Consider the following 14,462-nt stretch of genomic DNA (forward strand, 5'->3'; position numbering starts at 1 on the left):
CCCCAGCGTAACGCGAACCGGCCGCGCCATCCAGCTGCGCTATGCAGCCGATACCGCGTGTCCGAGCCGCTCGGCGAGAAACCCGATGAACGTGCGCAGCGTCACGAAGCCTTCCCGATGCTGCGGGAACACCGCGTTCAGCGTGAGCGGCGCCGGCGCATACGCGTCGAGCACCGGCACCAGCGCGCCGCCGTCGAGCGCGGCGCCGACGATGAACTCCGGCAGCAGCGCGATGCCGAGCCCGGCGGTCGCCGCATCGCGCACGACCTCGCCGTTGTTCGCGACGAGCGGGCCTTGCACGTCGAACGTGCGCGCCACGCCGTCGACCCGGAATTCCCAGCCGACGCGCCGCTCGCGCCCGTACATCAGGCACGTATGGCCGGCCAGCTCCGCGGGCGACGCGGGCGTGCCCTGCCGCTCCAGATAGGCGGGGCTCGCGCACGCGATCATTTTCCATGCGCCCAACGGACGCGCGATCAGCGTCGAATCCTCGAGCGCACCGATCCGCAGCACGAGGTCGAAACCTTCGCCGATCAGGTCGACGCGCCGGTCGGTCAGGTCGAGGTTCAACCGCACGGCCGGATGCGCGCGCAGGAATTCGGCGATCAGCGGCGACACGTGCGTGATGCCGAACGACAGCGGCGCGCTGATCTTCAGCGACCCGTGCAGCTCGGTGCTGCGCACCGACATCGCCTGCTCGGCGTCGGCGACTTCCGCCAGGATCCGCTGCGCGCGCGCGTAGAACTCGTGACCCGACTCCGTCACCGCGAGATTGCGCGTATTGCGATGCAGGAGCCGCACACCGAGCGACGCTTCGAGCGCCATCGTGCGCCGGCTCACGAACTGCTTCGACAGCATCAATTGGTCGGCCGCCGCCGTGAAGCTGCCCGCGTCGACCGTCGCGACGAAGATTCTCAGATCGTTGAGTTCCATATTGTCCACTCCAAGGTGACAGTCATTATCTTCACGGCCATTTATTTGTCAATTCGATTGACCTAAGATTCATCTCAACGAACGGCCGGCCCCACTTCCGAGGGCCGGCGACACCAAGGACACGCATCATGATCGAGACTCGTGCAGCAAACCAACGTGGCCGTGCCGAGCATGGCTGGCTCAGCTCCCGTCACACGTTTTCGTTCGCGAATTACTACGATCCGAAGCAAGTCGGCTTCTCCGACCTGCTGGTGATCAACGACGACCGCGTCGCACCGGGCCGCGGCTTCGGCACCCACCCGCACCGCGACATGGAAATCCTGTCGTACGTGCTCGAAGGCGCGCTGGAGCACAAGGATTCGATGGGCACCGGGTCGGTGATCGTGCCGGGCGACGTGCAGCTGATGAGCGCCGGCACCGGCGTGCGTCACAGCGAGTTCAACCACTCGCCGGAAACACCCGTGCACTTCCTGCAGATCTGGGTCGGGCCGGCCGAGAAGGGCGCCGAGCCGCGCTATCAGCAGACCAACATCGCGGCAGCCGACAAGCGCGGCAAGCTCACGCCGATCGTGTCGCCCAACGGTGACGCCGGTTCGCTGAAGATCCGGCAGGACACGCGGATCTACGCGGGCCTGTTCGACGGCGACGAGCGCGCGACGCTCGAACTCGCGCCGGACCGCTATGCGTACGTCCACGTGGCGCGCGGCAGCGTGTCGGTCAACGGCGTGACGCTCGGCGAAGGCGACGGCGCGCGCATCCGCGACGAACGGACGCTGACGTTCGCCGACGGTCACGACGCCGAGGTGCTGGTATTCGACCTGCGCCCGGTCGAAGTGACGGCCGACTGGGCATGACGCCCGTTCGGAACATCCGGCCCCGCCGCGCGCGGGGCCTTCTCTAATTGGAGATTCGCAACATGGCCAAGGTACTCGTCCTTTACTACTCGTCCTACGGGCACGTCGAAACGATGGCGCAGCACGTCGCGGAAGGCGCGAAATCGGTGCCCGGCGTCGAGGTCACGCTCAAGCGCGTGCCGGAGACCATTCCCGTCGACCAGGCGAAGGCGATCGGCGTCAAGGTCGACCAGGCCGCGCCGGTGGCTACCGTCGACGAACTCGCGAACTACGATGCGATCATCTTCGGCACGCCGACCCGCTTCGGCAACATGGCCGGCCAGATGCGCACGTTCCTCGACCAGACGGGCGGCCTGTGGATGAAGGGCGCGCTGGTCGGCAAGATCGGCAGCGTGTTCGCGTCGACCGGCACGCAGCACGGCGGCCAGGAAACGACGATCACGTCGTTCCACACGACGCTGCTGCACCACGGGATGGTGATCGTCGGCGTGCCGTACGCCTGCAGCGGGCTCGTCGACATGAAGGAAATCACCGGCGGCACGCCGTACGGCGCCACGACGCTCGCCGGCGCGGACGGCAGCCGCCAGCCGAGCGCGAACGAACTGGACATCGCGCGCTATCAGGGCAAGCACGTCGCGCAATTGGCGGCGAAGCTCGCGGCCTAATGCTGGCGGGGGTGCGGCTGCGTGGCTGCATCGCTGCGTGGCTGCCCGCCTGTAGCACACCGTAGCTCGGAGCTCGGGGTTTGGGCTCGTCGCTTGGCGCTGGTAACTCGTAGCTCGTAGCTCGTAGCTCGTAGCTCGTAGCTCGTAGCTCGTAGCTCGAGTGTGTAGCTCGCAGCGCGTCACTTGCAGCCCGGAGTGCGTAGCTCTCACCGTATCGCTTGCAACCCGGAGGCCGGAGTGCGTAGCTCGCAGCGCGTCACCTGCAGCCCGGCGCCCAGAGGGTGCAACTCGCAGTGTGCCGCTTGCAGCCCGGAGTGCGGAGCTAGTAGCTCGCAGCTCACCGGTCATAGCCCCCGCCCGCCGCGCGTACCGCGTCGCTCGGTAGCCCGTGCCTGTAGCGCCATAGCCCGTAGCCGCGCGCCTCCGTACGCGCCGCCCAAGCCGCATACGCAGCGCATACAAAAACCAACGGCGCCGGTTTCACCGGCGCCGTCTCCTTACCTCGCTCCCCGCCCGTTACTGCCCCGATGCCGGCGCGGCCGGCACGCTCTTCGTCGCGGGCGCCTTCTCCACCGCGTTCTGCGGGTAATTGCTCTGATCGTTGGTCAGCCGGTAGCCGCTGCCCGTGCCGATCGCCTTCAGGTCCTTCGCGTGGCGCGCGCGCGCCGCCTTGCGGGCGGCCTTCTTCTGCGCCTTGTCGAGCTGCTTCTGGGTCGGCGCGGATGCCGAAGCCTGCAGCGGCGCCGACGCCGCATCCTGTGCATATGCGGCCGGCGCGGCGGTCAACAACAGACCGAACGACGCCGTGATTGCCGCTGCCACCGAAACCACGCGAGACTTCGTCATGGCCGGAACTCCTTGTCGATTGTTGGTTGTGGGTCGAACGCCCGCGTGCGATGCCGGCGCCGATGCAACGTTAGCCGATCGCCGGAAAAATGTCCGTGCGAGTTTCTGAATTCTCCTGATAACGGCCGCGATACGTCGGCGGCCCGCACGTTGTCCATGCCGGCCCGAGGCGCTTGCCGCCGCGCCGCCGATTCGCACCGCGTCGATCACGACACGCCGCATCGCGGCCTGGCCGCCGTGCGCGCAAACCTCGCGAAAGCCGCAGCCGGCGAGCCGCCGCCGCCCAGCCTCAAATCCACCGCGACAACACCGGCAGCAGGATCGGCACGATGAACGCGGTGAGCACGCCGTTCAGCCCCATGCCGAGTCCCGCGAACGCGCCGGTTTCCTCGCCGATCTGAAACGCGCGCGCGGTGCCGATCCCGTGCGACGCGACGCCCAGCGCGAAGCCGCGCACGGCCGGCTCGTCGATGCGCAGCACGTTCAGGATCGCGCGCGCGCACACCGCACCGAAGATGCCGGTCGAAATCACCAGCACGGCGGTGAGCGACGGAATTCCGCCGATCTGCTGCGCGACCGCCATCGCGATCGGCGTGGTCGCGGATTTCGGCGCGAGCGACGCAATCGTCTGATGCGACGCGCCGAACAACGCCGCAACGCCCACCGCGGAAACGATCGCGGTCAACGAGCCGGCCAGCAGCCCGACGAGCAGCGGCAGCGCGGCGCGCCGCAGCTTCGACCACTGGCGATACAGCGGCAGCGCGAGCGCGACGGTCGCCGGGCCGAGCAGGAAATGGACGAACTGCGCGCCCTCGAAATACGTCGGATACGGCGTATGCGTGACGGTCAGCAGCCCGACGATCAGCGCGACGGCGATCAGCACCGGATTCGCGAGCGGGTTGAAGCGCGAGCGCGCATAGACGGCCTGCGCGATCAGGTAGGCGATCAGCGTGATGGTGAGGCCGAGCAGCGGCGTGGCGGCGAGATAGACCCAGATCGCGCCGAGTTTCGGGAAGGCCGTCATCGTGCCTCCCCCGCCGTGCCGGACGCGGGCCGCTGGCGCCGCAGCAACGCGCGCGTGACGAGCGCCGTGACGGCGATCGCGAGCGTCGTGCTCACCGCGAGCGCGACGACGACCGCGAGCGCATCGCCGCGCACGCGGGAAGCCGACACCATGATGCCGACGCCGGCCGGCACGAACAGCAGCGACAGATGGCGCAGCAGTTCGAACGCGGTCGGCTCGATCGCGTCGGCCACCTGCGGGCGCAGCATCACGAAGCCGAACAGCAGCAGCATGCCGATCACCGGGCCGGGCACCGGTATGCCGAACAGATAGGACACGCCTTCCCCGAGACACTGGAAGGTCAACAAGACCGCGAACGCCTGCAGCATCAAACACTTCTCCCGAACGTGGCCGCGCCGGCGTGCCGCCGCGCGCGCGATGGGCCGGCCGCACCCGGCGCCGGCATGAACGATACGCGCGATCGTACCAACAATGAATGCGCCGCGCCCGCGCGCGGGGCCGTCACGCTGCCGGTTCGATCCGCTTCGCGATGCCGCGCCTCGCCGCACGCGTCCCGCCCACGCAAAAAAGCGGCGGGCCGAAGCCCGCCGCTGCACCGATCGGCTTAGGCGTGTTCACGCCGGCGCGAATGCCGCTCGCCGCATTACTTCAGCCGCGCCGCGATTTCGTTGCCCATCGCCTTCATCGCGGCCTTCGTCGGCGCGTCGTTGGCGAGCGCGTTGAGCAGGCCGAAATCGTGGATCGTGCCGTCGTAACGCGTGGTCGTGGCGTCGACGCCCGCTGCGTCGAGCTTGCGGCCGTACGCTTCGCCTTCGTCACGCAGCACGTCGAACTGCGCGACCTGGATCAGCGCCGGCGGCAGGCCCTTCAGCTGCGCGACGCTCGCGCGCAGCGGCGACGCGTAGATCTCGTCGCGTTGCGCTTCGTTCTTCGTGTAGGCGTTCCAGAACCACTTCATCAACGGCCGCGTCAGGAAGTGTCCCTGCGCGTATGCGCCGTACGAGCCGGTGTTGAAGTCGTGATCCGTGACCGGCCACAACAGCCCCTGGAAACGGATCGCCGGGCCGCCCTTGTCCTTCGCCATCAGCGCGACGACCGCCGCCATGTTCCCGCCGACGCTGTTGCCGACCACCGCGAGACGGCTGCCGTCGACGCCGATCTCCGCACCGTGCGCCGCGACCCATTTCGTCGCCGCATACGCCTGGTTGATCGCGACCGGGTAATGCGCTTCCGGCGACGGCGTGTAGTTGACGAACACCGCGACGGCGCCCGATTGCACGACGAGATCGCGCACGAGGCGCTCGTGGGTCGGGAAGTCGCCGAGAATCCAGCCGCCCCCGTGGAAGAACATGAACACCGGCGGCGTGCCGCTCACCTGTTGCGGCCGCACGATCGTGATCGGCACCGACAGCCCGTCCTGCTCGATCGTGCGATTCGACACGTCGATGCCGGACAGATCGACCTTCACGCCGCTCTGCGCATCGACCAGCACCTGACGCGCCTTCTCGGGGCTGAGTGTTTCGAGGCCCGGCCCCTTCTGGCCGTTCAGCACGGCGAGGAACGCGCTCGTCGCGGTGTCGGGGCGAACGGCTTGCGCGGATGCCGCGGTGGCGGCCGATGCGCCGGACCACGTGGCTGCGACGACGGCGGCGATCAACAGCGGCTTGACGATCTTCATGATGAAACTCCCTGGCTCAATCGGTATGCAACGGATGGACGGTGGACTGCGTGGTAGCGGAATCGGGTGCGATCAGACGAGCGTCAGCGTGACGTCGATGTTGCCGCGCGTCGCGTTCGAGTACGGGCAGACGATGTGCGCGCGATCGATCAACGTTTGTGCGGTTTCGCGGTCGAGGCCCGGCAGCGAGATCTTCAGTTCGACCTCGATGCCGAAGCCGTTCGGGATCGCGCCGATCCCGACGCTGCCCTCGATCGCGGCATCCGCGGGGATCGCGATCTTGTCGCGCGCCGCGACGAACTTCATCGCGCCGATGAAGCACGCGCTGTAGCCGGCCGCGAACAGCTGCTCGGGGTTCGCGCCCGCGCCGCCCGCACCGCCGAGCTCGCGCGGCGTGGTCAGCTTCAGGTCGAGGCCGCTTTCCGGCACGGTCGCACGGCCGTCGCGGCCGCCGGTGGCTTTTGCATGAGCGCGGTAGAGAACTTTTTCGATCGACATGACAGACTCCTTTTCAACGATGAGTGAGTGAACCAACTTGCAAACCGGGGCCGCGCGCCGGCGGTGTCGCCGCCGGCATTGCGTTTGTTTATCTACTCATAGATAGATAAACCAGCCCAAAAAGTGCGGATGTTTCATTCATCCGCTTCAAAAACTATCTACTACAAGATAGACAACCAGCCACAACAAAAAGCGGTGCAAACATGCCCGGCGCTCAAGCCCGGACCTTCCACACCGCCTCTACATCTTCGAGGCGCGCCCGCGTATGAAACAGCCGGCTGGCCAGCACGCTGCCCTGAAACGCCGCGAACAGCGTGCGCGCCGCCGATTCCGGCTTGCCGCTGAACTGCAGCGTGCCTTCGGCCGCGCCCTGGGTCAGCAGCTCGGCGAGCCACTTTTCGTTCGCCTTGAAGAACGCCTGCACCGCTTGCCGCACGTTGTCCGGCAACGATTCGATATCGGCCGCCAGCATGCCGCAGAGGCAGATCCGGTCGCCGTCGCCGAGCGTGCGCCCGAACAGCTTCGTGTACAGGCTCAGCTTCACGTCGGCCGGCAGCGCTGGATCGATCGTCCGGATCGCCGCGAGCACGTCGTCGCTGTAGGCCGCTACCGCTTCCAGCACGAGGTCGTCCTTCGACGGGAAGTAGTAGTGGATGCTCGACGTCTTCACGCCCACCAGATCCGACAGGTCTCGATAGCTGAAGCCGTTGTAACCACGCAGCATCATCAGCGTGATCGCATGATCGAGAATCTGTTCGCGGACGGTCGGTTTCGTTTCCATGGATCGAACTTTATCTACTCATAGATAGAGAGTCAAGCACTTTTTTACGGGCGCGGCGGCGGTGCGGCGCTTCGCTTCCTTACGACCGGCCTGCAGCGTCGGCGAATCGGTGCGACACTCGCTGCCGGACGACGCGGTCGCAACGTATGACGCTCGATCGACGTCGGATCGCGTGGCCGAATCACCGGAGGAAAAAGATCGATGTTTTCGTGGTTTGAACGACGCCTGCCCACCTTCCCGCTCGACGATCCCGTCACGCCGCCGAAGGGATTCTTCTCGTTCGTCTGGGCGTGCACGAAAGGCGCGCGCGGCTGGCTTCTGCTGATCGCGCTCACGTCGGCCGCGCTCGCCGGCTACGAGGCCGCGTTGTTCGCGATGATGGGGCGCGTGGTCGACTGGCTGTCGTCGGCGACGCCGGCCGACTTCGGCGGCCGCCACTTCGGCACGCTCGTCGGGTTCGCGGCGATCCTCGCGGCCAGCGCGCTGCTGATTGCGCTGCATACGCTCGTCAAGCACCAGGTGCTGGCGATCAACTTCCCGATGCGGCTGCGCTGGCTGTTTCACCGGCTGATGCTCGACCAGAGCCTGTCGTTCTATGCGAACGAGTTCGCCGGCCGCGTGACGACCAAGATCATGCAGACCGCGCTCGCGGTGCGCGATGCGCTGTTCATGTCGGTCGACGTCGTGATCGGGGTCGCGGCTTACCTGATCGGCATCCTCGCGCTCGCGGCCAGCTTCGACTGGCGGCTGATGATCCCGCTCGCGCTGTGGGCGCTCGGCTACGGCGCCGCCTGCGCGTTCTTCGTGCCGCGGCTCGGGCGCGTCGGCAGCGAGCAGGCCGACGCGCGCGCGCTGATGACGGGCCGCATCACCGACGCCTATTCGAACATCACGACCGTGAAGCTGTTCTCGCACACGCGCCGCGAAGCCGATCACGCGCGGCACGCGATGGAGGCGTTCAAGGCGACCGGCGACGCGCAGATGCGTCTCGTCAGCGCGTTCGAGATCGTCAACCATCTGTTGTCGACGCTGCTGCTGGTCGGCTCGACCGGCCTTGCGCTGTATCTGTGGCTGCACGGCGAGGCGAGCGCGGGCGTGGTCGCGGCCGTGGTCGCGATGGCGCTGCGCCTGTCGAGCTATTCGCACTGGATCATGTGGGAGATGACCGAGCTGTTCGAGAACGTCGGCACGATCCAGGACGGCATCAACACGCTGACGAAGGTGCGCAGCGTGCGCGACGCGCCGGACGCGACGGCGCTCACCGTGCCGCGCGGCGAAATCGTGTTCGACAACGTGCGCTTCGCCCACGAAGAACACGACACGCCGGTGTTCGACGGGCTGAACCTGACGATCCGGCCGGGCGAGCGGATCGGTCTGATCGGTCGTTCGGGGGCCGGCAAGTCGACGCTGGTGAACCTGCTGCTGCGCTTCTACGACGTCGACGGCGGCTCGATCCGGATCGACGGGCAGGACATCGCGCACGTGACGCAGGACAGCCTGCGCGCGGCGATCGGGATGGTGACGCAGGATACGTCGCTGCTGCATCGGACGATGCGCGAGAACATTCTGTATGGGCGGCCCGACGCGACCGAGCGCGAGATGCGCGAAGCGGCCGTGCGTGCGGAGGCGGCCGACTTCATCGCGCAGCTGCGCGACCGGCACGGGCGCAGCGGCTACGACGTCGAGGTCGGCGAGCGCGGCGTGAAGTTGTCCGGCGGCCAGCGGCAGCGCGTCGCGATCGCGCGCGTGATGCTCAAGGACGCGCCGATCCTCGTGCTCGACGAAGCGACCAGCGCGCTCGACTCGGAAGTCGAGGTCGCGATCCAGCGCAGCCTCGACAGCCTGATGAGCGGCAAGACGGTGATCGCGATCGCGCACCGGCTGTCGACGATCGCGGCGATGGATCGGCTGATCGTGCTCGATGCGGGGCGCATCGTCGAGGTCGGCACGCACGCCGAGCTGCTGCAGCGCGGCGGCATCTATGCGGCGCTGTGGGCGCATCAGAGTGGCGGTTTTCTCGGCGAGACGGCGGACGCGCAACGCGAGACGCAGTAATGCGCAGGCGGCGGCGCGGTGGGTGCCGCGTCGCCGCAGCACGCCACCGTGCGCCGTGCTATCGACGACGCAACGCGCAATAAACGCCCGCGGCGCTCGCGCCGAACACCAGATGCGCAACCAGCGTGATCGCGCCGCGCACCTGCGCGAACCACGGAAACACCGCGGTAAACGCGTACAGGTTGACGCCGTAGAGAACGAGCCCGAACACGGCGCCTGCGCACAGTGCGGCGCCGCGCGACAGATTGCGCACCAGCGCCGCGAGCATGGCTGCGTACGCGAGCGACAGCGCGGCGTGTACCAGCGTCGCCACGCCCATGATCGTCGGATCGAAACCCGCGGACGATCGAAGCGCCGTGCGCCCCAACGCGATCGCCGCCGTCAGCCGCGCGTCGCGCAGCAGGTTGCGCAGGGCATCATCGCCGGCAAGCGGCCAGAGCAGCAGTTCGATCACGGTCGACGCAAGCGCCGCCGCGCATGCCGCGTACAGGATCGGGACGGGACGGAGCCGGTTCACGTGGGTCGCCTGCCATGTATGACGGCTTGCCGCGCGATCCGCGCCGCCGCCGTGCGTGTACATGCGCGTGCGCGGACTACAGAGGACGATCGCAATCGGTCCAGTACGCGAACGGATCGCGATGGCGCGGATAGTGCGAGTCGAGCCATTTCAACAACGTCGCACGTGCGTTGTCGAGATCGGCCTTCGACGACGACGTCGTCAACTCGTGCAGTTCGACGGACTTTTCCCGGTCCATCACGTAGCAGTTCCAGTCGGGGCCGTCGAGATCCGGATCGTCGGAGGCCTTCGACTCCTTGCGCCAGCCCACGCCCTTGCGCGCATCGATGTAGTAGCGTGGATGCACTTTCAGGTAAGACATCTCGCCGCCCTGCAGGCTGCTTTCCGCACGCAGCACGTCGCGTTCGTCGACGATCTGCGTGACTTCGGGCAGCCGGCGCGCGCGCCAGCCGACCGGCAGCGTCGCCGTTGCGCGCACCGCGTCGTACGCGCCCCACGTGAGCCCCCACGCTTGCGCCATGCGCTGCATGAACGCATCCGCGCCCGGATAGCCGCGCAGCTGGATGCGCGTCGACAGCGTGACTTCGACGCGGCCGTCCGCGCCGGTGGCGTCGTCGGCTGCTTCGAACGGGTTGCCCGGGCGCGACGCGCTCGGGCGCGCGTCCGCGGGCGCCAAGCCCGAAAACAGCTGGTCCAGCGCAGCACGCGCCTTCGACGACTTGTCTGGTCTATTCATTACTCGTTCCCTTTACATTCGAGCGGCTCGAACCGCTCGATTTCCGTATTCTCGTCCATCTGTCGAATCCCGCGCTTTTTCCGCGGTCGCATTGTCGGCGATCGGCCGACCGCGGTCGAGCGGCAACGACGCCGACGCACGCGCGGCTGGCCTATCCGAGCGCCGCGCGCATCCGCTCCATCAGCGCCAGCACTTCGGGGCGCGCCTCGCCCTTTGCATGCACGAAGTGATAGCTGAGCGGCGACTCGACCTCGTGCCTGCTCACGCGCACGAGCGCGCTGCGCTCGAGATACGCGCTAGCAAGCGGCGTGCGCGCCAGCGCCACGCCGAGCCCCGCTTCGGCCGCCGCCAGCACGAGGTTGTAATCCTCGAAGCGGCGGTCCTGCGCGCGCGGCTTGAACGCGATGCCGAGCGCGGCGAACCACGTGCGCCAGCCGGTGACGTCCGAATCGTGCAGCAGCGGCATCTCGAGCAGCGCCGCGTCGCCGCCGCGCTGGCGCAGCGTGGCGAGCTGCGCGGCGAGCCGCGGGTGCGCGACCGGATGCAGCTTCTCCGGCATGAACTCGCGCGTTTCCAGATGACGCCAGTTGCCGCGCCCGTAGCGAATCGACAGATCCGCTTCGCCCGCTGCGATGTCGACGTTGCGCAGCTCGATGCCGAGCTCGATGCGCAACGCCGGCGCCTCGCTCTCGAGCGCCTGCTGCCGCTCGAACAGCCAGAGCTGCGCGAAGGCGGGCACCACGCTCATCCTGACGAGCCGCGGCGCGCGCGGCAAGCGCCACTGATCGGCCGCGCCGTCGATGATCGCGAACGCCTGCTCGATCCGGCCGACGAAGCGCTGGCCGTCCGGCGTCATGCGCACGCCGCGCGCATGACGTTCGAACAACGTCATGCCGAGCCAGTTTTCGACGGCAGCCACGCGCCGGCTGATCGCGCCGTGCGTGACGCCGGACACCTCGGCCGCCGCCAGAAACGAGCCGTGACGCGCGACCGTGCAGACGGTCTCGAGACTCGCGAGCGGCGGTCGCGAGCCCGGCTGCGGCGGCGCACCCGGCTGCGAGCGCGCCGGACGGTCGCCGCGGCGGCGCACCGAGCTGTGAGCCATATTCATATCCGGATGTCGATCTGTGCGCTAGCTTAACATCTCGCGACACTGCACCATGGCCGCATGAACACGCTCTCCTCCTCTCCCCCCTCTTCGGCACGCGACGCGCGACAGCGGCTCGTCGCGGCCGGCGCGGTGGCGTTCACGATCGTCTCGTGGGCCAGCGCGTTCCCGTTCATCCGCATCGGCCTGCACGGGCTGACGCCGCTGCAGCTCGCCGCCGCGCGCTTCGCCACCGCGGCCGTGCTCGCGCTCGCATGGCTCGCGTGGCGGCGGCCGCCGAAGCCGAGCCGCGGCGACGCATTGCGCTTTCTCGCATGCGGCCTGCTCGGCATCGCGCTCTACAACGCGCTGCTCAACACCGGCGAGCAAACCGTCTCGGCCGGCGCGGCCAGCTTCATCGTCAACACGCTGCCGATCTTCACGGCACTGCTTGCCGCGGTGTTTCTGCATGAACGCTTCAATCGCTGGGGCTGGCTCGGCTCGCTGGTCAGCCTCGCCGGCATCGCGGTGATCGCGCATGGTCAGCCGGGCGGCCTCGTGCTCGGCTCCGGCAGCACGCTGATCCTCGGCGCGGCGCTGTGTTCGGCCAGCTATTTCGTGTTGCAGCGGCGGCTGATCCCCGTGTACGGCGCGCTGCCATGCACCGCGTACACGCTGCTGGCCGGCGCGGTACTGCTTGCGCCATGGTTGCCCGGCGCGCTGGCGGCGCTCGGCGACGGTGCGTCGCACGAGACGGTGTCGGCCGTCCTCGTGCTCGGCATCTTCCCGGCGGCGCTCGGCTATGCGGCGTGGTCGTTCGCACTCGGCCATTTCGGCGCGGCGCGCGCGTCCAGCTTCCTGTATCTGACGCCGGCGGTCGCGACGGCGATGTCGATGATGCTCACCGGCGAACGGCCCGGCATCGGCACCGTGGGCGGCGGCCTGCTGGCGATCGTGGGTGTCGTCGTCGTCGCATTGCGCGGACGCGCGTAGCCGCGCGGCGACGTCGCACGCGGAGGCCGCGTCGAGTGAGCGGATCACCGCACGCTCCGGAGCCGGCTACGATTGCTGCAAAACCGACGAGCGACTCGGCAAGCAAGCGAAGCGCGCGTCGATTCGCCGGCGCCAGCGGGCTCGACCGTTAGTTGCATCGAATCGGAGGAGACGTTGCCGCGCCGATGAATCGAAGTGTGCAGACGAATCGACCGAACAGTTGCTGACTGATTGCATCGCACTGTCCATGGCTTCGGAATCCGGCCCGTCGAATAATCAGGGCCATTGACGGCGCGACACGCGCACGCGCCGATCGCGCGACGGCCGTGCGGCCGCATCACATTTGCGCAAGCTCGGACAATTCGCCGAGACGGGCGCAAGCGCGTTCAGATATATTCAGACGAATTGTGTGTCGTCCGATGAAGTCGCATGCGCCGCGGTGGCACCACGGCGTACTCGACGATCGGCGACAGGCAAGCCGAACCCATCGCGGGTCGCGGAGACTCGCCCGGCTCGCCGGCCGCCTCACAAGGGCGTGCGCGATCGAACGGGCGGCAACAGCACTATCAATCAACGGAGATGGCAGATGGAACGAAGCACCGTCGGCATGCGCTGCAAACCCCTGGTCACCGTCGCACTGGCAGCCGCCGCATTCGCGGCCGCCTCGAGCGCGATGGCCGACCAGGTCGTGAAGATCGGCAGCGTCGAACCGACAACGGGCGGCATTTCGCACCTGGGCAAGGACAACGAGAACGGCGCGCGTCTCGCCGTCGAAGAGATCAATGCGAAGGGCCTGACGATCGGCGGCAAGAAGATCACGCTGCAGCTCGACGCGCAGGATGACGCGGCCGACCCGCGTCAGGCGACGCAGGTTGCGCAGAAGCTGGTCGACGACAAGGTCGTCGCCGTCATCGGCCACCTGAACTCGGGCACGTCGATCCCGGCGTCGAAGATCTACAGCGATGCGGGCATCGTGCAGATCTCGCCGTCGGCCACCAACCCGACCTACACGCAACAGGGCTTCAAGACCACCTATCGCGTGGTCGCGACCGACGCGCAGCAAGGCCCCGCGCTCGCGAGCTACGCGCAGTCGAAGGGCGTGAAGAGCGTCGCGGTGATCGACGATTCGACCGCGTACGGCCAGGGCCTCGCGAACGAATTCGAGAAGAAGGCCAAGGCGCTCGGCCTGAAGGTGCTGTCGCACGACGCGACCAACGACAAGGCCGTCGACTTCCGCGCGATCCTGACGAAGGTGAAGGGCGAGAACCCGGACGCGATCATGTACGGCGGCATGGATGCCACCGGCGGCCCGCTCGCGAAGCAGGCGAAGCAGCTCGGCCTGCGCGCGAAGATCCTGTCCGGCGACGGCGTGTGCACCGACTCGCTGGCGCAGCTGGCCGGCCCGGCGGCCGACAACGTGCTGTGCTCGCAGGCCGGCGCGGCGCTCGAGAAGATGCCGGGCGGCGCGGCGTTCGTCGCGAAGTACGAGAAGCGCTTCAACCAGGGCATCAAGTTCGATGCGCCGTTCGCATACGACGCGGTGTATATCGCCGTCGACGCGATGAAGCGCGCGAACTCGACCGATCCGGCCAAGATCGTCGCCGCGATGCCGTCGACGAAGTATGAAGGCGTGATCGGCACGACGACGTTCGACGCGAAGGGCGACCTGACGCACGGGATCATCTCGATCTACGGCTACAAGGCCGGCAAGAAGACCTTCCTCGATCAGGTGAAGATGTAATTCCCCGCGATGCCGGCGCGACGGGAACGCCACCCGTCGCGCCGGTGCCGCGCG

15 protein-coding genes are annotated in these 14,462 nt (G+C 67.9%); 5 read left to right on the forward strand and 10 right to left on the reverse strand.

The window, feature by feature from the left end; all coding sequences use genetic code 11:
* Positions 1–39: 39 nt before the first annotated feature.
* Positions 40–933, reverse strand: coding sequence for a LysR family transcriptional regulator (locus MBR110_RS28735; RefSeq protein WP_011880648.1), 894 nt, complete (start codon positions 931–933; stop codon positions 40–42).
* 128 nt (positions 934–1,061) lie between these two features.
* Between MBR110_RS28735 and MBR110_RS28740 the strand changes: the two genes are divergently transcribed.
* On the forward strand, positions 1,062–1,787 hold the full coding sequence (locus MBR110_RS28740) for a pirin family protein (RefSeq protein ID WP_059695287.1): 726 nt from the start codon (positions 1,062–1,064) through the stop codon (positions 1,785–1,787).
* 62 nt (positions 1,788–1,849) lie between these two features.
* Positions 1,850–2,452 (forward strand): NAD(P)H:quinone oxidoreductase, encoded by a 603-nt coding sequence (wrbA, locus tag MBR110_RS28745; RefSeq protein ID WP_011880650.1) that lies wholly within the window; start codon positions 1,850–1,852, stop codon positions 2,450–2,452.
* A 516-nt stretch (positions 2,453–2,968) separates the two neighbouring features.
* Here wrbA and MBR110_RS28750 read toward each other — a convergent pair.
* From MBR110_RS28750 to MBR110_RS28775, 6 genes are all read right to left on the reverse strand, one after another.
* Complete coding sequence (locus tag MBR110_RS28750) at positions 2,969–3,298, reverse strand: hypothetical protein (protein WP_011880653.1); 330 nt, start codon at positions 3,296–3,298, stop codon at positions 2,969–2,971.
* Positions 3,299–3,587: 289 nt separating this feature from the next.
* The gene (locus MBR110_RS28755; protein ID WP_011880654.1) at positions 3,588–4,322 is read right to left on the reverse strand and encodes an LrgB family protein; all 735 of its coding nucleotides are present in this window, start codon (positions 4,320–4,322) and stop codon (positions 3,588–3,590) included.
* Positions 4,319–4,690 (reverse strand): CidA/LrgA family protein, encoded by a 372-nt coding sequence (locus MBR110_RS28760; protein ID WP_011880655.1) that lies wholly within the window; start codon positions 4,688–4,690, stop codon positions 4,319–4,321. The genes MBR110_RS28755 and MBR110_RS28760 overlap by 4 nt, the downstream gene beginning before the upstream one ends.
* Before the next feature lie 275 nt (positions 4,691–4,965).
* On the reverse strand, positions 4,966–6,000 hold the full coding sequence (locus MBR110_RS28765) for an alpha/beta hydrolase (RefSeq protein ID WP_011880656.1): 1,035 nt from the start codon (positions 5,998–6,000) through the stop codon (positions 4,966–4,968).
* Positions 6,001–6,072: 72 nt separating this feature from the next.
* A complete protein-coding gene (locus MBR110_RS28770; RefSeq protein WP_011880657.1) occupies positions 6,073–6,498 on the reverse strand; it encodes an organic hydroperoxide resistance protein in 426 nt (141 codons plus the stop codon).
* Between the two features lie 214 nt (positions 6,499–6,712).
* Positions 6,713–7,279 (reverse strand): TetR/AcrR family transcriptional regulator, encoded by a 567-nt coding sequence (locus MBR110_RS28775; protein WP_011880658.1) that lies wholly within the window; start codon positions 7,277–7,279, stop codon positions 6,713–6,715.
* Between the two features lie 201 nt (positions 7,280–7,480).
* Here MBR110_RS28775 and MBR110_RS28780 point away from each other — a divergent pair, with 201 nt between their 5' ends.
* Positions 7,481–9,334, forward strand: a complete 1,854-nt coding sequence (locus MBR110_RS28780; RefSeq protein ID WP_059461856.1) for an ABC transporter ATP-binding protein — start codon at positions 7,481–7,483, stop codon at positions 9,332–9,334.
* Between the two features lie 58 nt (positions 9,335–9,392).
* Here the strand turns inward: MBR110_RS28780 and MBR110_RS28785 are convergent, their stop codons facing one another.
* The 3 genes from MBR110_RS28785 to MBR110_RS28795 all read right to left on the reverse strand — a co-directional run bounded on the left by MBR110_RS28785 (position 9,393) and on the right by MBR110_RS28795 (position 11,698).
* On the reverse strand, positions 9,393–9,851 hold the full coding sequence (locus MBR110_RS28785) for a hypothetical protein (RefSeq protein WP_034194430.1): 459 nt from the start codon (positions 9,849–9,851) through the stop codon (positions 9,393–9,395).
* A 76-nt stretch (positions 9,852–9,927) separates the two neighbouring features.
* Complete coding sequence (locus MBR110_RS28790; protein WP_034194415.1) at positions 9,928–10,587, reverse strand: hypothetical protein; 660 nt, start codon at positions 10,585–10,587, stop codon at positions 9,928–9,930.
* Positions 10,588–10,738: 151 nt separating this feature from the next.
* Positions 10,739–11,698: a LysR substrate-binding domain-containing protein gene (locus tag MBR110_RS28795; protein WP_034194414.1), complete on the reverse strand. Its 960-nt coding sequence runs from the start codon at positions 11,696–11,698 to the stop codon at positions 10,739–10,741.
* A 57-nt stretch (positions 11,699–11,755) separates the two neighbouring features.
* On the opposite strand from MBR110_RS28795, the gene MBR110_RS28800 reads away from it, so the two are divergent.
* Together MBR110_RS28800 and MBR110_RS28805 are read left to right on the forward strand one after the other, a co-directional pair.
* Positions 11,756–12,667 carry a DMT family transporter gene (locus MBR110_RS28800; RefSeq protein ID WP_034194413.1) on the forward strand — a complete coding sequence of 304 codons (912 nt, stop codon included), beginning with the start codon at positions 11,756–11,758 and terminating at the stop codon, positions 12,665–12,667.
* A gap of 586 nt (positions 12,668–13,253) precedes the next feature.
* Entirely contained in the window at positions 13,254–14,408 is a 1,155-nt protein-coding gene (locus tag MBR110_RS28805; RefSeq protein ID WP_011880662.1) for a branched-chain amino acid ABC transporter substrate-binding protein, read from the forward strand.
* Positions 14,409–14,462 lie beyond the last annotated feature (54 nt).

It is taken from the genome of Burkholderia sp. MBR-1, from assembly GCF_013822785.1.
In the GTDB taxonomy this organism is placed as follows: domain Bacteria; phylum Pseudomonadota; class Gammaproteobacteria; order Burkholderiales; family Burkholderiaceae; genus Burkholderia; species Burkholderia vietnamiensis.